Origin of the sequence: Paenibacillus sp. FSL H3-0321 (assembly GCF_038002865.1) — a bacterium.
Lineage (GTDB): Bacteria > Bacillota > Bacilli > Paenibacillales > Paenibacillaceae > Paenibacillus_AQ.
The window spans coordinates 30,866-48,444 of record NZ_JBBODH010000001.1 but is presented as its reverse complement, the minus strand read 5'-3'; the positions used below and the strand labels follow the sequence as shown (position 1 = coordinate 48,444).

General features: G+C 47.2%; 14 protein-coding genes. 4 read left to right on the top strand and 10 right to left on the bottom strand.

Annotated features, from left to right (window positions below):
• Positions 1 to 37: 37 nt before the first annotated feature.
• The 4 genes from MHI45_RS00200 to MHI45_RS00185 form a co-directional block, all read right to left on the bottom strand.
• Positions 38 to 595: a 5' nucleotidase, NT5C type gene (locus tag MHI45_RS00200; RefSeq protein ID WP_340898372.1), complete on the bottom strand. Its 558-nt coding sequence runs from the start codon at positions 593 to 595 to the stop codon at positions 38 to 40.
• 181 nt (positions 596 to 776) lie between these two features.
• Entirely contained in the window at positions 777 to 1,763 is a 987-nt protein-coding gene (locus MHI45_RS00195) for an alpha/beta fold hydrolase (RefSeq protein WP_341118784.1), read from the bottom strand.
• A 150-nt stretch (positions 1,764 to 1,913) separates the two neighbouring features.
• Positions 1,914 to 3,356, bottom strand: coding sequence for a hypothetical protein (locus MHI45_RS00190; protein WP_341118783.1), 1,443 nt, complete (start codon positions 3,354 to 3,356; stop codon positions 1,914 to 1,916).
• A 21-nt stretch (positions 3,357 to 3,377) separates the two neighbouring features.
• Positions 3,378 to 3,887 (bottom strand): sigma-70 family RNA polymerase sigma factor, encoded by a 510-nt coding sequence (locus MHI45_RS00185; RefSeq protein WP_256718035.1) that lies wholly within the window; start codon positions 3,885 to 3,887, stop codon positions 3,378 to 3,380.
• Positions 3,888 to 4,085: 198 nt separating this feature from the next.
• Between MHI45_RS00185 and MHI45_RS00180 the strand changes: the two genes are divergently transcribed.
• Positions 4,086 to 4,271, top strand: coding sequence for a hypothetical protein (locus MHI45_RS00180; RefSeq protein WP_076109391.1), 186 nt, complete (start codon positions 4,086 to 4,088; stop codon positions 4,269 to 4,271).
• A gap of 49 nt (positions 4,272 to 4,320) precedes the next feature.
• Here the strand turns inward: MHI45_RS00180 and MHI45_RS00175 are convergent, their stop codons facing one another.
• Entirely contained in the window at positions 4,321 to 4,911 is a 591-nt protein-coding gene (locus MHI45_RS00175; RefSeq protein ID WP_038591692.1) for a TetR/AcrR family transcriptional regulator, read from the bottom strand.
• Positions 4,912 to 5,115: 204 nt separating this feature from the next.
• Between MHI45_RS00175 and MHI45_RS00170 the strand changes: the two genes are divergently transcribed.
• On the top strand, positions 5,116 to 6,321 hold the full coding sequence (locus MHI45_RS00170; protein WP_076109390.1) for an MFS transporter: 1,206 nt from the start codon (positions 5,116 to 5,118) through the stop codon (positions 6,319 to 6,321).
• A 193-nt stretch (positions 6,322 to 6,514) separates the two neighbouring features.
• Positions 6,515 to 7,318, top strand: coding sequence for a polysaccharide deacetylase family protein (locus MHI45_RS00165; protein ID WP_256718034.1), 804 nt, complete (start codon positions 6,515 to 6,517; stop codon positions 7,316 to 7,318).
• Between the two features lie 57 nt (positions 7,319 to 7,375).
• Here MHI45_RS00165 and MHI45_RS00160 read toward each other — a convergent pair whose 3' ends face one another.
• From MHI45_RS00160 to MHI45_RS00140, 5 genes are all read right to left on the bottom strand, one after another.
• Positions 7,376 to 7,969 (bottom strand): TetR/AcrR family transcriptional regulator, encoded by a 594-nt coding sequence (locus tag MHI45_RS00160; protein ID WP_076109389.1) that lies wholly within the window; start codon positions 7,967 to 7,969, stop codon positions 7,376 to 7,378.
• A 39-nt stretch (positions 7,970 to 8,008) separates the two neighbouring features.
• Entirely contained in the window at positions 8,009 to 8,779 is a 771-nt protein-coding gene (locus MHI45_RS00155; RefSeq protein ID WP_076109388.1) for a flavodoxin family protein, read from the bottom strand.
• 189 nt (positions 8,780 to 8,968) lie between these two features.
• A complete protein-coding gene (locus tag MHI45_RS00150) occupies positions 8,969 to 12,409 on the bottom strand; it encodes a discoidin domain-containing protein (RefSeq protein WP_341118778.1) in 3,441 nt (1,146 codons plus the stop codon).
• A 165-nt stretch (positions 12,410 to 12,574) separates the two neighbouring features.
• Positions 12,575 to 13,252 carry a DUF6273 domain-containing protein gene (locus tag MHI45_RS00145; protein WP_341118777.1) on the bottom strand — a complete coding sequence of 226 codons (678 nt, stop codon included), beginning with the start codon at positions 13,250 to 13,252 and terminating at the stop codon, positions 12,575 to 12,577.
• 278 nt (positions 13,253 to 13,530) lie between these two features.
• Positions 13,531 to 16,203 (bottom strand): family 78 glycoside hydrolase catalytic domain, encoded by a 2,673-nt coding sequence (locus MHI45_RS00140; protein ID WP_340898388.1) that lies wholly within the window; start codon positions 16,201 to 16,203, stop codon positions 13,531 to 13,533.
• A 134-nt stretch (positions 16,204 to 16,337) separates the two neighbouring features.
• On the opposite strand from MHI45_RS00140, the gene MHI45_RS00135 reads away from it, so the two are divergent.
• The gene (locus tag MHI45_RS00135) at positions 16,338 to 17,210 is read left to right on the top strand and encodes an AraC family transcriptional regulator (protein ID WP_076109384.1); all 873 of its coding nucleotides are present in this window, start codon (positions 16,338 to 16,340) and stop codon (positions 17,208 to 17,210) included.
• Positions 17,211 to 17,579: the final 369 nt, after the last annotated feature.

The following is a 17,579-nucleotide window of genomic DNA, read 5'->3' as shown; positions in this document are numbered from 1 at the left end:
TGGCTGTGGTATTAAGATTGTATTAAGATGAAACGGGCTAACCCCCGAGGATTAGATCAACCTGCTCTTTGGCACCTTTCCAGGTGGTAAGCAGCGGAAACGCATATTGCTCCCGGGCCTTCAGGTTCCAAGGATGTGGAATGCAGAGTACTTTCCTTCCCTCCTGCAATGCTGGCACCAAATTATGTACCCCGTCATCAATGAGCAGATCGTAGTTAATCAGCGTCTTCCGCTTGCAAGGAAAGAAGTTCTCGATTGGAATAAAGGGCATATGCTTCTGAAGCCAGTTCCACTTCTCGACGACTGTCTTCGGCTGTGCAGCCGTAACGATAATTACATCATAAGCGTTATGCAGCTTCTCCATTTCCCCGACAACATGCTCGTCGAACAGTTCAAGCTCCTCAAACAGACCGGGCCGCCCGTAGAAGATTTCCTGAGTGCAATCCGGATGACGCAGATGATCGGTATCCCAATCAAGCATATCTTCATACCGCAGCAGATGCGTAGGAAAATCATTGTTGTTATGATAAATTGCCCGCTTGACCAGATGACAGATCGTATCATCCATATCCACGGCAATAATTGGCTTTCTCATATATGTACCCCCATAGTTGTTTCTAGGTTATAGTATTGCTTTATTTATATTCGCTTATATTGCTGTTTTAGTCGAGAGCAACTTTATCACAAGAAATAATTCAAGGCAGGAATTGCAAAAGCCAAGCCCCTCTCGTAAGAGGTGCTTGACTTATTTGTTGAAGCGGCTCATTTGTGTACTATTAGTTCCCTGGATATGCAGTGAGGAATTCATTAACTTCCTCTGAAATCTTCTTGGAATGGGTCCAATGCAGATAATGATGCCCTTCCAATACGACGAGCTTGTTAGAAGCTACATTCTTAAGCTGGTTTTCGTAAAAGGTAATGTTAGATTTGCCTTCTTCATTCACTTTGTCCGGTTTTGTAGTAAAAATCATTACAGGTACGTTTGAAGGGAATGACAGGTTCTTTGTTTTTTTGATATTGTTGTTAATTTCGCTTGCTTCATTTACTACATTCTTATTATAGGCATTCCATGCAGTGAGGATCTTGGTCAGCTTTAAATTCTCATCAGAATAAGTTCCATCAGCAGATATCGGTAGAACATTCTTAGGGCTTACGTAGGTTGCCAATCTTACAAGTCCGGTTGGTGCCGCCATGCTCAAATATTTAGGCATCGCGGGCGCAGACTCTTTGAAATACTCAACCGCCTGCGGCAAGGTTGGATCAATGCCTATTACTGCTTTTACCTCAGACGGATATTTATTGGCATAATACATGCTATAAATTCCGGATATAGAGTGGGGCATTAGGATATAAGGGCCTTTTACATTTGCCTTTTGCAAAGCGGTCCGCCATTCTTCAACGATATTTTCCACAGTTCGTTGTTTTGAAGTCCGCTCACTCCAGCCAGATCCGAAAGGCTCCACGACGACGACTCTATTGTTTTGAGCCAACTCATTCATCAAAGGTTCGAAATCCAAGACAGGCGCTGCTGTCCCCAGGCCGCTTAATAGAACAATGGTGTTTCCCGTCTCGCCTTTGGTGTACACATGCATTTTCTTGCCGGAGACTTCCACGAGTTGGCCCCATGCAGGGTATCTCTTTTGTTCGTACTTAGTCACCAGCATATTCGCAACCACACCGAGAATCAAGACTACTAATAATAGCAGTATAATACTTCTAACAATTCTCCAAAATTTAATCTTCTTTTTCTTTTTCTCTTCCATCGGTTTCACTGCTCCCTGTAACAAGTCTTTGAACGTAATCGGATAATCGCCTCTCCCCTACTGGTCTATTGTAAAAGACGTAGTTTAAAAATCGGGTTGGTGAAAGGTTAAATTCCGTTTAAATAAAAATCTCATTACAGGAGACAGTACCTATTTTTGCGATGAGAACTCTACAGTTTGCGTGTCCATAATCGGGTTCCAATACCGCTCAATAGTTAAGGTTAGCGGTTGCGGGTATTCAACGGCTTCCTTTCCAAAATTATAGAGGTATTTATCTACGGCCGTACTCTCCTTGTTCGAAGAAATTCTACTGATTTGGCCGTTCACACCCGCCGTTTTGTGGGATTGACCATTGGCATCGGTAAAGGTATCCGACAGCCGCATACTAATGATACTGTTCAATGGGGCTTTCTGAAACGTTTGCTGGAACAGGATCTTTCCAGCTTCCGCCCCCTCTTCAGACTTAATAATAGAAAGGTCTGTGCCCGGAGCTTCGATCATCTGCTTTTTGCTTAGATCGACTTTAATTTTCATTTGATCTTTATCAAGAGCAGCAATTCCGAAGGTCTTCAATGTGGCAGCGTCCGGCTGGCCGTCCTGGGTGTTCTTGAAGTAAAGCGTGGACTGGGAGCGGTCCGAATAGACCTCGGAATTATCGGCTGTGATGATGCCGGGGTAGTAGGATTTCACCGTCTTTCCTGCGCTTTTAACAATCAGCACAGGCTCAATCAGGCTGAAGACTTGTTTATCATTATTCTTATCAAATTCCAAATCCACATAGGTGTTCAGCGGAGTATAGAGCACCTGATTCACTTTAATGGTCTGACCATCAACGATCAGATTGCTTTCGGGATGTAGCGTTCGTGTCTGTTCCTTGAACATGTCCGGATCAAGCTTGAAAGGAATTGACAGGTTAGTCTGGAGTCCCTTGCCTGAAGTTTGGTACAGCATCACATTCCATGTCACTTCCTTGGGATAGTCAACCGTGGGTGACAGGTTATTCGTATAGATGAAATAGGAGGTTTGGCCCGCGTTGATTTGACTACTATGAGCAGTTATCTCTAAACTCGCTCCGATAGACGCTGCTTCAAAAGCTCCAAAATCCAATGAGAAATCAGCATGAGATACCGTTTGGTCCGTATTGTTGTGTACACTATACAAAATAAACAACTTCCGTGTGTCCGCAACGGCGCCCATCACTTCGACCCGCAGGCCGTTTTTCTCCACGCTTTGGTAGACTGGCTTTATAAGATTCCGGTCTAGTATGCTTTGAAAAGACCTATCTTTCATGGAGGCTCCGCTAAATTTTGCGGAATCGGTCCATGGTTTAGTGGTAGCTGTGTAGCTCTGCGGCGATTGTTCGGCAACTTCCGTTCCTGGAGCATCATTGATATTAAAAAGAAACAGTGCTGCTGCAGCGGCTGCGATTACTACACCCATTCCGTAGAAATAGCTGCGCCGCTTTTCTCGTTTTTTCCCCTGCATGATTCCACCTCGCATTGCATTATAGAGTTTCATTTCCTCAAGGGATTCAGCATTATGCTTTACTTCATCCACATTCTGGCGCAGAACGCGTTCTTCTTTGTCAAGCATGTTCTTTCACCTCCCGTATCTCTACAGATAATCCCGCAGCTGCTTAAGTCCCTCGCGAAGCCAGGTTTTAACCGTACCCTCCGGTTTTTGCAGCACATTGGCAATTTGGGCAGTTGTCATGTCCTGGTAGTATTTTAGAATCACCGCATGCCGGTATTTCGGCTTCAACCGGTCCATCGCCCGTTCCAGGTCAATCCGTTCATTGCTTTTCATTTCCTGCGCCGCTTCTTCTATCAGTGTCTCCGCCGGAAACACACGTTTTTTGCGCCGGAGTTCATCCATGCAGCAGTTGATGGTAATTCGTATCACCCAGGGTGTAAAGGCTTGCTCGTCTTTGAGCTTTTTGCGCTTGATCCATGCCCGGCAAGACGCTTCCTGCACCACTTCCAGCGCGTCAGCTTCACTTCTCAGGTAGCTGAACGCGATCGAGTACAACTTGCGGTGCTCCACATACAGCCGCTGAAAAAAAGCTTCTTCATCCATCTCGGCAACATCCACCATTCTGACCTCATTCATCGTATTTTCTACCATCGCCACTCCCCCTCTCTTTCTATAGTGTTGGCATGTAGAAGAGGCCCTCTGAAAGAGTTCATGTAAGTAAGACGCCTTTCAACGGGAAAACGATTGATTTATTTTTACCGCGCTCACATGTTATACCACAGATCAACCTTCCTTTAATGTTCTCAAAAGGTTATAATTAACTAATAATGAAGCAAGGAGCTGATTTATATGTTTGATGGCAATAACTCTCCTCCGCCCCGTACAACGGACCATGTAGGCCATAAAGCCAACTTTGATGTAAACGAACAGAAGCTTCACTCCCGGGGCGTTCCCAGTCTGTGGGATGAAATATCCAGCTGGCTGATCATCGCCGGAATCATCGCTGTAATATATCTGCTTTTCAAAATATTTTAGATCAATAAAATGACCGTATCCAGATAATTCACCTGGACACGGTCATTCTTCATTTATACGTTGCAATGGGAGCAACTCCCTGAAAACCAAGCTTTACAAGTTTCTGAATATAGACATCGTCAAGTGTTTCACCAGTTAATAATAATCTGTAGAAAATAGGACCGTAAATGAGATCCGTACATATCCCGATATCGAGTTCTGCATTTAACTCCCCCCGCTTGACGCCTTGCTCCAATAGTTGTCTGGCCTCCAGCCTGCGCGGCTGAAAATACCGTGTCCGGTACGCCTCTGCCAGACCCTCATCGAGTTGTCCTTCACCGATAATCTCGGTAATCATTTTGCCTTCCCGGCTAATCAGGAAACGGGCCAGATTCGTGGCGTGGATAAGGATGTCCTCGTACACCGAACCTGTATCCGGCAACGGCAGCCTTTCTGTAGTCGCTGAAAGGAAGCCATCCATTACAACTGCCGCTTTATTGGGCCACCACTTATAGATCGTAGCTTTGCTAACCCCGGCACGCTCTGCAATTTTCTCTACGGTTACTGCCGCAAAACCATGCTCAAGAAGCAGTTCATAGGACGATTTCAAAATCGAACTCTGAGTCTCCATGTTGCGTGGACGCCCTCGTTTGGTATTCACACTATCAGTCCCCTTCGCAAATAACATCACAATCCCACATTTATAAATACTATACGTTCATTATACTTAATTGCCCACAAAAAGAAAATCAAAATTACCTATTTACAAAACGATACGTTCAGTATATTATTTGATTATGAATTAGTGAACTGAACGTTCAGTATATTATTTAAACCATACTTTTATGAAATGAGGAGGATTACAATGCAAAATGAACAAGAAGTGAAGGGTCAGCCTATTCCGGGATGGATTACCTTTCTACTCGCGGCCTCTTGCGGTATCATCGTTGCCAATCTTTATTACGCACAAACGTTAGTGGGTCCGATCAGTGCTGCAACAGGACTGTCCTCAGCAGCAGCTGGATTAATAGTTACCATTACTCAAATCGGTTATGTTCTGGGTCTGCTGTTCATTGTACCGCTTAGTGATATTATCGAAAACCGGCGTCTTGCCGTGGTTTCGCTGATCGTCGTCGTAATTGCTCTAGTGGCGGCGACTTTCGTACATCACGCAGCACTGTTCCTGACGGCTTCCTTTTTTATTGGATTAGGTTCTGTAGTCGCTCAAATTCTGGTCCCTTATGCTACTTATCTGGCTTCTGAAGAACAACGTGGACGTGTGGTGGGAAATGTGATGAGCGGACTTCTGCTCGGCATTATGTTCTCCCGTCCATTAGCCAGCTTTACTGCAAGCTTCTGGGGATGGCGGTCTGTATTTGCAATCTCCGCGGTTCTGATTGCTGTACTGTCGGTCTTGCTGTCGCGGATTCTTCCGAAACGTATGCCCTCGCGGGCAATGAACTATGGAGAGTTAACCCTGTCGCTGGTTACTTTATTCAAGCAAACGCCGGTATTGCGGCGCCGCGCCTTTTATCAAGCTTCTCTTTTTGGAGCCTTCAGCCTTTTCTGGACTGCGGTCCCTTTACATTTGGCAGATGAGTTTGGATTGTCCCAGCAAGGGATTGCATGGTTTGCTTTAGCCGGTGTGGGAGGAGCCGTAGCGGCTCCAATCGCCGGACGTCTGGCGGACAAAGGCTGGACCCGCCGTTTAACCGGACTGGCGATGGTTTTGGCTACACTTTCCTTTCTATTGGCTTTTCTGCTTCAAGGCCATTCCAGAGCAGTTCTACTCCTGCTTGTACTCGCCGCTATTACCCTGGATATGGCAGTGTCGGGAAATCTCGTGCTTGGACAGCGTGCAATTTATTCACTCGGGAATGAGGCCAGGGGCCGGCTGAACGGTCTGTTCATGTCCATATTCTTTATGGGCGGGGCTATTGGATCCTCCTTGGGAGGCTGGTCCTATGCTCATGGCGGCTGGAGCTTCACCTCTTTGATCGGAACGGTCTTGCCGCTGCTGGCGTTGCTTTACTTTTTTACGGAGAAAAAAAGCGGAGTGAACAACATTTAACCTTTTACTGAGACGCGGATGATATTTAGTGCTTTTCTGAAACAGCCATAATGGTAAAAAAGGCGTCCCATCTGCAGAAACTCAGCTGAAGGGACGCCTTAAGTGTAAAAAACCTCCCAATTTTTCGGGGAGTTACACTATAATAAAGCTTAACAGGCTTGTTTACATAAATGAACATTAATGGAGTGTGGTAATGATGAAGCTGCAATTTAATTTATTTCCCGGCGGGATGTCCAAAGCACTCACCATGAGCTATGATGACGGGCAAAAACACGATATTCGTCTGGCCGGAATATTTGATCAATACGGGATCAGAGGAACCTTTCATCTCAATAGCGCAATGCTAAACGCTCCCGGATTTCTTACGACTGATGATGTACGGGCCATAGCCCGCAATCATGAAATATCGGCGCATTCTGTAACACACCCGCATTTGGACCGACTGCCATTACCCATGGTGGTGGAGGAGCTATTGGAAGACCGCAGACGACTGGAGCAGCTAGTAGACTATCCGATTCGGGGAATGTCTTATCCCTATGGTTCGTATTCGGCAGCTATCATCCCTCCGCTACAAGCAGCAGGTATTGAATATAGCCGTACTGTTGTTTCCACCAGGCAGTTTGATGTCCCTCTTGATTTTATGGAATGGCATCCCACTTGTCATCACAAGGATGAGCTTGAAGGGATTTGGGAGCGCTTTACTACCGAAGGACCTTCGCAGAAGTTTAGGCTCTGCTATGTTTGGGGGCACAGCTTTGAGTTCGAGCGCCAGAACAATTGGGAACTGATCGAAGCCTTTTGCCGGAAAGCCGGCGGTCACTCCGATGTATGGTATGCAACAAATGTCGAAATCATGGATTATATTCAAGCTGTCCGTTCCTTGAAGTTTAGTGTCGACCGCAAGATTATCCGCAATCTTTCCTCCGTGGACGTTTGGCTATCCATTAATGACGAGCCAGTTTGCATTAAAGGCGGCGGTACCTATATCTCAAAGTAATCCAGTGAACAAGCTGCCGGTTCTCCCGGCAGCTTGTTGCGGCTGCTTAACTTCAATCTACATGGGTTTTGCCTGCGGATGATCAGTCAGCCCCTTCATTACAAACTCCGCCATGTAATCCATAATCTGCGGAAAATGCTGAATCCCGATTTCATCTTTATGAGTGTCAATAATGATAATTCCTGTGAAAAAAGCCATGATCAGCTCAACATCCAGGTCATTTCTTATCTTCCCTTCAGCCTGCCAGCTTCTGAACAGTTCTGCAAAACTGTCATATAAGAAATCAACCTGTTCGACTCCGTTCTCTTCACGGTATTGTTGCTCAATCTTGAAGAAAACGTCTTTATTAAACCATTCTTTAAGGATTGGGTTTGAATTCATTCCATTAATGTTTAATGCTATTAATTTTTTGATCAGCGGCAGAGGTTCCTCATTTAAGTCGATGGATTTCATAATGCTCTTTTTCAGCTTCACATTTTCTTCCAGGAAGATCTCCAGGAACAGCTTCTCCTTAGAAGAGAAGTAATTATAAAATGTGCCTACTGCAATCCCGGCCGCTTTTGTAATGTCGGAGACATTGGTTTGTTTAAAACCTTTCGTACTGAAGATAGCTTTACCATTGTTAAAAATCTCTGTTTTCTTATCCTCCACTCTATTGCCCTCCGATAGATAATTAGTCACTGTAACTTGCTATGAGCGTTTAACCATTCTTTTTCCCATTCCATCGAAAATACGACCAGCCATTTTTTTGACAAGCCCTAAGGAAACCGGGTAATAGTATCCCGATTCAAACCAGCCGTTTTCCTTGTAATACCGGTAATCCTTAGACTTATCGTCGAGCATTAGCTGAATGCTGGTACGGGACATACGGAACGTCATCAGCCTGAAAAAAGAAGGAACTGGTGGTGCTGCACGCATAAGGTCCTTGTAAAATCTCGCAGATGCTTTTTTGATTTCCCGGGTTATTTTATTCTGCGCAGCTTCACTTCGGGGCTCAAGCGTCGTCAGGACACAGCCTTTGGAGACTCGAAATCCGAAGTTCCCCCCCATACTGCTAAGATACTTAACGATAGCGTTGCCTCCAAAGATTCCCTGATTAACAATAGCCGTAAAGGTCTTCCCAAAAAACCGCGGTCTATGGAATGTAAAAGCAAGCCGGTCCAGCAGGTTCTTCATTGGTGCGGATACATGAAATGCGTAATTGGGGGTAGCGAAAATAACTCCGTCTGATTGGATCATCTTTTCCATCAGAATGTCACGATCATCATGCAAAGGGCAATATTCCTCCCCTTTTTCAAAACACACCTTACACCCCCGGCAATATTCAAGCTGATAATCTTTAAGAAATACGATTTCGAACTCAATATTACCATAAGCTTTGAGATTACGCTCAAATTCACATACTGCCTTGTAAGTCGAATGCTTCTGATGATTCCCGATAAATGCAGTAACTTTTTTCATTGAAGCCCCTCCAGTATCTTCTGTGCTTAAGTCGAGTTTGCTTGTGAATGAATGAATAATTTATTATTCATTCATATCATAACATGGATATCCGGCTCTGTCAGGATTGATATCCATGTTTATATAAAAAGGCCCTGCCCGAGATATCCCTTAATGGAATCCTTCTCAGGCAGGAGCCTTTAGTTAATCTTATTGAATGGTCAACTTAAACCCATTTTGGATGAAGTATAAAGCTGGATAAGCGATATTACTTGTCGTCAGGTTCTTGAACGTTGCGGAACCATTGCCGGTGTAAGTGTAGATCGCCGCACCCAGATGGGGCCCCGCGAACCGCGAAGTGGTTATCCCGTCAAGTCCAGTACCGTTAATATTGATGTTGTTAAACACAATATTCTCAAATCCGCTTCCGTAGCCGAACTGAACTGCATCCCGCTGAGTGTTGATGATATCTATATTAGTGAATGTTACGTTCTTGATCGGATCATTGGAAGCCTCCAGATCTATCGCTCCGCGTTCTCCATCGTACAAGTCTTTACTGGTTCCGCTGTTGATTATGGTTGTATCCGAGAATACAATGCCGGTATTGTTCTGGAAATGATATCCCGGGAACACCGTGTTCATTCGGATTCCGGAACCTCCAACGGTGTCAATGATGTAGTTGTGGTCAGCCTTATGCCCGCTTCCGCCAAAGAAGGCAATAGCCGCTGCACGCCAGTTATTCTCGATCGTATTGTAGGAGAAGCTATTGTTTACACCCGCAGGTGCACCATTGGTATTGCTGGTCCATACCGCAAGACCGTCATCTCCGTTATTCCGCACGCTGCTGTTACGCACGGTGGAGTTGCTTGTTCCTTGGGCGAAGTTGATTCCGTCGGCGAGGTTGTTGCGGATGCGGCTGTTCTCGACCACCAACCCGCTGGCATAGATTGCTGGAGTATGCCCATAGTCCCCTACCCACATGCCGCATTCAAAATGCTCTACCCAGACGTCATGGATGATGGAATTGGTTCCGAAATTGTCCATGAAACCCTTGTAAATCGCATTTTGCCCATATCTTGAACGCAGATTCGAATTAAGATACACATTGCTGAAATCAAGCTTGCCTGTTATTCGGAGCGAAATGCCTCCACCCGCCGCATTTGGATTGGTGAACTGAAGATTTGTATGCCAGTAACCCGCTCCAGTAATTGTTATGTTGCTTATCATTTTACTGATCGAGCCAATCTGCCAAATGCTGCTGAGGTTGAAGGTTCCTGCCGGAATGTAAAGTGTTTTCCCGCCTGCAACTGCTGCAGTAACAGCAGAATTGAAAGCAGCAAGATCATCCTTATTGTCATTCGCCACTGCCCCGTAATCCGTTACAGAGACTGCACCTGCCGGACGTGAGACAGCCGCCGGAACGGGCTCAATTTCAATGAAATCCACACCATATTCCAGGCTGTCCCCGTTATTCTTCTGAATGCGTATCGTATCTCCCGGTTGCAGCGCTGCGTCCATTTTCCAATGCACTTCATCAAACCTGAACAGCGGGCGTCCTGCACTAGGCGCATCTCCCGGCATATCGCCCGAGAAATACTGCCAGCTGTAATAGGAGGTCAGCGGAATAGTCTTGGCCTTGACTCCATTTACATATACATCCAGCGAACCGTTGAGTCCCATACCGTCTGCCGAATCTGGCATGGTGAATCTCATGGTTACACCCGCACCGCCTTCACCCGGTCTTACTGTCCACTGGGCATAAGAACCGTTCGAGGGCAGTGCCACATAACGCTGGCCGGAAGCTTCCGAAGCAATCAATGCCTGATTGAACGTAGGTGCACTCTTCAGGGCTGCAGCTCCACCTCGGGCAGCGTCATCGGTGTCGTACCGTGTGTAGGGTACACTTGCCCCACGAAGAGAAGATACAACCAGATTTGTTGTATTTACATTGTTAGCCTGCTTTGCCGTCACTTCGTTGGCGTCTGCAGCGACGGTAGTAGTTACGGTATAGTTGCCATTAAGCGCTTCCCAAGTCCCCGGAATAGCAACATGAACAGCTGCTCCGGCAGCGAGGGTACCACTGTAAGAGCCGTTAAAGGTTTGAATGGTTGAACCGGCAGAATTCTTAAGAACTACAGTGACTCCATGAGCACCATTTGCTGAATCCATGGTTCCCTGATTTTTAAGATTCACAGTAAAGTTGACAGCGTTATTGGCAACCGGGTTGCTTGGTGTCCACGTTACTGTACCCACCAGATCTGAGCTAGTCACAGGAGCGACAACGAGCGATGCTGCGTTCGTATAGCTGTTGTTGGTGTCGTTCTGCTCGATAATAAGGTTGCTCTCATCAACTTTGGCGGTTAAGGCATAGGATGCAGCGGCTTTTGTTCCGATATTCAGCGAAACGTTCGCCGACCCGCCTGCCGCTAATGCGCCTACCGGGGAAGTTCCGGCAAGTTCACTGTTCAGGTAAAAATTCACCGTAGAGGCTGCGGAACTTGCATTGCCGTTGTTCTTAACCGTTGCATTCAACGTGATCACACTGCTCTCAACAGGAGCGGCAGGTGTCCAAGATATGCCGCTAATCAGGAGATCCGGGTTCGGTGCAGGTGTGCCGAATACTTGAAATTCAGCAATTTGTCCGGCGGGTGCACCGGAATTTGCTGTGATGTTAAGCTGTATACGTTTGAGCGTTGCGGTCACAGGAATAGTGACCGTATTACCGGAGGCCGGATTAAATGTATACGATTGTGCGGATACCTGACTGCCAAAAGTCGTCGTGTCCTGGTTATGGCCGAGGACTTGAATGGTTTGTGTGCGCGTACTCCATTCAGTGGACGGATTGAGCTTGAGCACGACCGATGTAACGTTGTGATTTGCGCCGAGATCAAGCGTTAATGTACTTGGATTGCCGCTGCCTTCCCAGTATGTGCTTGTATTATTATCGTTTGCATTAGCAGCCACGAACGATTGAGTACTTGAGGATGCGCTGATTGGTTTGCCGGTGGCAATGTTGCTGCCCGGAGAAGTCGTTGGAGTTGCTGTCGGGTTGACTGTTGGTGCCGGTGTAACCGTTGGTGAAGCTGTTGGTGTAGGAGTAGGAGTCGCTGTTGGTGCTGGTGTTGGTGTAATGCTGCCGGTACCATAAATTTCGAATTCAGAGAGTTGTGCGGCTGGCCAGCCGGTATTGGCTGTTACGTTCAGACGGACGTAACGTGTACTGACAGCGGTGAAATGAATGGTAACTGAATTGCCAGCCACCGCCGGATTAAATACGTATTCCTTGGAACCGACAATATCTGTAAACGTTATGCCGTTCGTGCTGCCTTGGATGGCCAGCGTTTGCGTACGGGTTTCCCAGCCTGCAGGAACTTTGAGCACTATTTGATCCATGCTCGTACTTGCTCCAAGATCGACACTAATCCATTGGGGGAATGTATTGTTCGTGCTTTCCCAGTAGGTTTCCTGGTTGCTGTCTTTGATGTGGTCCGGGCTGTACGTTTGAGATTGTCCACTCGAAGTTACGTTCTTTCCCAGCGTCAGGTTCGTTCCGCCAGCCGCAGATACGGGTGCGAAAGGCCCAACGGCCAGGAACCAGCTTGAGATCAGCAGAATGACTACTAGTGAGCCTGCAAGATACTTGCTGCGCATGATACTCCTCCTCCAAAATGTGTAGGTGCTTGATCGTAGCTGTAGCCGATGCTCCTCCTTTCTATGCAATACACCTTCATTATAGAGATTACGCAGTATAACCTATGAGAGGTAATTCTACGGAAAAGATGGCCGATTCCATGAATAATCCAGCGCCGATCGTTATCATTGAAAATGTATTATTAAAGCGGGACGCACACCGTAACAAGCTAAGTTGACACGTCCATAACTGCGAACGCTGCTGCGAGGGCCAATAAAAAACGCGCGTGAAGAACTGCCATGCTGAGTTCTCAGCCACCACCAGGAGCAGCCCAATTCTTCACCCTCCTCGGTGATGTAGTCATTTTTCACTTTTTTATTATACACGTACAAGTGGCATCCATCGTTCTTTTTTATTCTGGCAAATTCTGTTGCTGTTGCCCGACGTTTCGCACTTAAAGAGACTTCATCAAGTTTATAGGTCAATTCTTTCACCTCCGAAACACTGGGCAAAAAAACCTTGTCCTCCGTGTCTGCACTACCCTCTCCATTATCAGCGCAATGTGTAGTCTTGATGAACCTCTTCTCGGAGCCATTGAATGCGGCATTATAAAACTCATCGTTCAGCCACCTTCGCAAATCAGAGTCACGCCATGTAATATCAGCGTACTCCCCATGATATCGCCTGCAATCCAAAATGTACTCGCTCAAAATGAATAGCTCACTACCCGAATTTTGCAGCACCCGCCACTTAATCGGTGTTCTGTCCTCGCCGCCAAGCGTCTGCGGGTAAGTGCCAAAAGTAAAGATTTCGCCGGGCTTTGCGCTCAAGTGCAGCGTGAAAGCAACGTTATCTTTTTCCAAGTAAGATCTCCTCCTTTCGTTTCTAATGTAATCGTACAACATTTATGCAAGTGCTAAGCTAAAGCCGCCAGACCCTTGATTAGCCGCAATATTAATTCAAAAAAGTTTAGCTATGTACTTTAATGTTTTCCTCTAAGTTTTGTCTGCAGTTAAAACGTTTGCCAGAGCCTAAGTGCAAAGATCATAATGCATAATTAAGCGAAAAAAAACAGCGTCAGGCTCTCACTGTAGAGTAAGAACCTGACGCCGCCGAGTCTGAACAGCAGCAATTACAGCATTTACGAAGGATACCCGTAAGTAAATTGGTAGCTGCCCGATCCCATTTCTATTTGCACACCAGTTTCTGCAGGCAATGTGCTGTAAATGCCTTCAGCCTGCTCCACCGGAATGCGGCTCTCAAGCAATCCCTGCAGCGTTGCTCCCGGAAGTATAACTACCGCACTTGTATTTGCGGGGACCGTAATCTGAACTTCCATGCCGCCATCCTCCAGCCGCCGCCATGACGAAGCCACTGTGCCATACATAGTTTCTAGACTGGCTTTAGCGAAATCCATGCCTTGGCCCGGTCTCGGACGGATATGAACCTTCTTAAATCCCGGCTCGGCTTCGTCCGGCCCCATTCCGGCAACATAACGGTACAGCCATTCTCCAATGGCTCCGTATGCGTAGTGATTAAAGGAGTTCATGTCTGCACTCCAGAAGCTGCCGTCCTCCCTGATCCCGTCCCAATGCTCCCAAATCGTTGTTGCCCCTTTAGTCACTTGATAGAGCCAGGATGGATAATCCTTCTGAAAGAGCAGTTTGTAGGCAAGATCGTTGTGTCCACTGTCACTAAGTACAGGATTCAGATAAGGCGTGCCGACAAAGCCTGTTGTCAGATGATCTCCGGCTTCGGCGAGCAGTTCTGCCAGTTTCAGGATGGCCTGCTCCTTTGCTGCCCCGTCTATAAGATCAAAGCGCAGCGCCAACACCTGAGCCGTTTGGGTAGGGACGGATATCTGCCCGTCTGGATTCACATATTCTTCGTGGAAGGTTTCAAGGATTCTACGATGTAATTCGCGGTAATTATCTGCATCCTTTGTATTTCCCAGTGCGGCAGCAGCTTTAATTGTCAGTGAAACCGAATAGGCATAAAATGCGGTAGCTACGTAATTGGGATCTGTGGCTCCAACATAGCTGTCCGGCTTTGAATCCAGCGCCAGCCAGTCCCCGAAATGAAATCCGGTATTCCACAAATAAGGATTGTCTCCCTGGGCGCGAATATATCCCACCCAGCTTTTCATACTCTCATACTGTTCTGCCAGAAGCCGCTTGTCGCCGTACATTTCATAGATCGTCCATGGACAGACTGCAGCTGCATCACCCCAAGCTGCCGACGAGTTGCTTGTCTCTCCCCAGCCGTCAGAGAAAGCTTCCGTCAGGTTGGGAACATAAAACGGAATGCCTCCTTCAGGGGTCTGATCCGCCTTCAAATCCCGCAGCCACTTGGTGAAAAACGGGGCAGTGTTCATCAGATACGAAGCTGTACGGACAAACATCTGCGCATCACCGGTCCAGCCGAGCCGTTCATCCCGCTGCGGGCAGTCGGTTGGCACATCCAGAAAGTTCCCCTTCTGCCCCCAAAGAATATTATGATGCAGCTGGTTCACCAAGGGATCCGAACACTGGAAGTCCCCGGTACGCTCCATATCTGAATGCACCACCACACCTGTGAAATCCTCAAGTTGAACGGTTTCCGGGAAGCCTGTAAGCTTCACATAACGAAACCCATGGAAGGTGAAATGAGGCTCATAGCCCTCTATTTCATCACCCTTCAGCGTATAGCGGATGAGCTGCGTCGCACTACGGATATTTTCCCGGTAGAAATTGCCGTCCCGGTCCAATATTTCGGCATGCTGAAGTTCAACGGTCTCGCCGGCCTTCCCCTGTACCGAAAATTTGAGCCAACCGACCATGTTCTGCCCCATGTCCAGAACTTTATCGCCTTGGGGAGTTGTCAGCACTGCAATAGGCTGCAGACTCTCATTCCGGGTTACAGGAACATTTTCCTGTGCCACAATAATATCTTTGGAATGCCCGATGACAGCAACGGGATGCCATCCTGCTTCCGATGTACTCATAAGATTACGCTCCAGCCGCGCATCGTAAGTCTCACCCATATAGATATCCGACATGCGGATCGCGCTTTCTGCCGCCTCCCAGCCTTGCCCGGTATGGATGCGCTGCGTACTGCCATCCGTATATTTTATATGAAGTTCCAGTAAAAGCGCTGTTGTAGATCCATAGATTTTTTTCTCCTTTTTCCATCCCAGATGTCCCTTGTACCAGCCATTCCCCAGCAGTGCGCCTAGCACATTTGTCCCCCCGGACAGGAGAGTGGTTACATCATACGTTTGATATTGTAAGCGTTTGCCGTAACTCGTCCAGCCGGGAGTGAAATAGTGATTTCCTACACGCCGGCCGTTCAACTGCAGCTCGTATAGACCCAGTGCGGTAACATAAATTCTTGCACTTGCAACCGTCCCTTTAAGCTCAACGAATGTACGAAGCTGCGGGCAAACCTCGGAATCTTCAGTGAAATACTCGGTTGGAGCACTGATCCACTCTCCCTCCCATTGCTCACCCATTAGCCCGGTTTCAAAAAATGCAGTCTCCGACCAGCGGGAGCACACTCCGCTTTGATCCCATGCCCTAACTTGGTAATAGTAACGTGTGCGTGCGTCCGGCTTCACCTGATCCAGCTCGACATGAATGGACTGCGATGACTCCACTCTGCCGGAATCCCAGCTCATTTCACGGTAGCCGCTATCCACAGCAACCTGAATCTGGTAAGCAGCCTGTTTGCAATCTCTGCGATCCGTTACCAGCTGCCAGCTGATTCGGGGTGCAGCGAGATCGATGCCGAGCGGGTTTTGTTTGTACTCACAGCGAAGTTTTACAATTGAGAACATATCGGTGTGATCCTCCCTCTATAGCTATAATTTAATCATTGCTCTATAATTATAGCTTCGGCACCGCTTTCATTACCCGGTAATACGGTCAATATATCCCTGAAATCATGCCATTTTTTATAGGAGGAGACTACATGCAACGATCCGCACAATTGTTCAAAAGCGAGAGTTTACTGCAGAACAATCTGCACTTGCTGGTCAACCGCTACGCGGAAAACTTCTTCGCTCCTTATCACTCCCATGACTTTATTGAATATTGCTACGTCGCTGAAGGGCGGGGTTTTCATCACATTGATCAAGCTGTTATTCCGGTCCGCAAAGGCATGCTGTTCGTGATTCCAGTGGGCGTATCCCACGTGTTCCGGCCGGCCACATCTCATCCAGAACAGGACCTTTTGATTGTCTACAACTGTCTTTTTGATGATCATATGGTGGACCGTTTGTCCGCCCTGCTCCAAGAAGAATCACCAATTATAGAACATCTGCAGTCGCTCGGCAGCAGCGGCTCAGCTTATTTTTCCGTCTCGGATTGGGACGGCTCGATAGAGAAACTAATGCTGAATCTACACCGCGAAATGTCTGTGCCTGGCATCGGCTCCGTAACTATGCTGCAAACACTGCTGAGCCAGCTGATAGTCACCGTATACAGACAACTATATGCGGATCAAGACAGGTCCACAATCGAGGCTTCCGATTTCGCCCAGGTCATTCTATTTATGGAGCAGAAGCTTTCCGAGGGAATCACTCTTGCCCATCTGGCCCAAATGTCCCGCTGGAGCAGCCGGCATCTCCAACGTATGTTCCTCAAACATACCAGCCAGTCCTTTGGCTCCTATCTGCAGCACCTGCGGATTCAAAAAAGCTGCGAACGGCTGCGCACCTCTGATCTCAAGATCAGTATGATTGCCGGGTCGGTAGGATACCGGGATATTGACACTTTCAACTCCGTATTCAAGAAAATTGTCGGTGAGCCGCCAATGGCGTATCGAAAGCGACATCGAACGTAACTTTTCCTCTGTCACAAGCGGAGCGGCTTCGCCGTCCTCAAATAAATTATATTTTAAAAAACCGCCCAAAGGGCGGCTGCAACATTCTTTTATTCTAAGGCGTATCTTCAAACCGCTTCCCCGCCAAAACCAGCTGCTGTATGCCCTAAGGAATCATGGGTGCTCTGAGCACGAACGGACCGAGTTGTACTTATTTGGGGCTTTTAGCCTGTTACAGTAGGAAAACGGACTCCAGCGCAGTTATTTCTCCCTGCTGGCCGTTTTTAGATAGAATGCATAGCTGATAAGGAGTACGTACCGGAAAGTGCACCATAAAAGTATCGGAGTACGTAACCCGAAAAAACACCGGTATACGCACTTAGCAGATCA

Bases quoted from the DNA above. Each gene is read 5' to 3' on its own strand.
- MHI45_RS00200 (WP_340898372.1), bottom strand. From the start codon at position 595: ATGAGAAAGCCAATTATTGCCGTGGATATGGATGATACGATCTGTCAT.
- MHI45_RS00195 (WP_341118784.1), bottom strand. From the start codon at position 1,763: ATGGAAGAGAAAAAGAAAAAGAAGATTAAATTTTGGAGAATTGTTAGA.
- MHI45_RS00190 (WP_341118783.1), bottom strand. From the start codon at position 3,356: ATGCTTGACAAAGAAGAACGCGTTCTGCGCCAGAATGTGGATGAAGTA.
- MHI45_RS00185 (WP_256718035.1), bottom strand. From the start codon at position 3,887: ATGGTAGAAAATACGATGAATGAGGTCAGAATGGTGGATGTTGCCGAG.
- MHI45_RS00180 (WP_076109391.1), top strand. From the start codon at position 4,086: ATGTTTGATGGCAATAACTCTCCTCCGCCCCGTACAACGGACCATGTA.
- MHI45_RS00170 (WP_076109390.1), top strand. From the start codon at position 5,116: ATGCAAAATGAACAAGAAGTGAAGGGTCAGCCTATTCCGGGATGGATT.
- MHI45_RS00165 (WP_256718034.1), top strand. From the start codon at position 6,515: ATGATGAAGCTGCAATTTAATTTATTTCCCGGCGGGATGTCCAAAGCA.
- MHI45_RS00155 (WP_076109388.1), bottom strand. From the start codon at position 8,779: ATGAAAAAAGTTACTGCATTTATCGGGAATCATCAGAAGCATTCGACT.
- MHI45_RS00150 (WP_341118778.1), bottom strand. From the start codon at position 12,409: ATGCGCAGCAAGTATCTTGCAGGCTCACTAGTAGTCATTCTGCTGATC.
- MHI45_RS00140 (WP_340898388.1), bottom strand. From the start codon at position 16,203: ATGTTCTCAATTGTAAAACTTCGCTGTGAGTACAAACAAAACCCGCTC.
- MHI45_RS00135 (WP_076109384.1), top strand. From the start codon at position 16,338: ATGCAACGATCCGCACAATTGTTCAAAAGCGAGAGTTTACTGCAGAAC.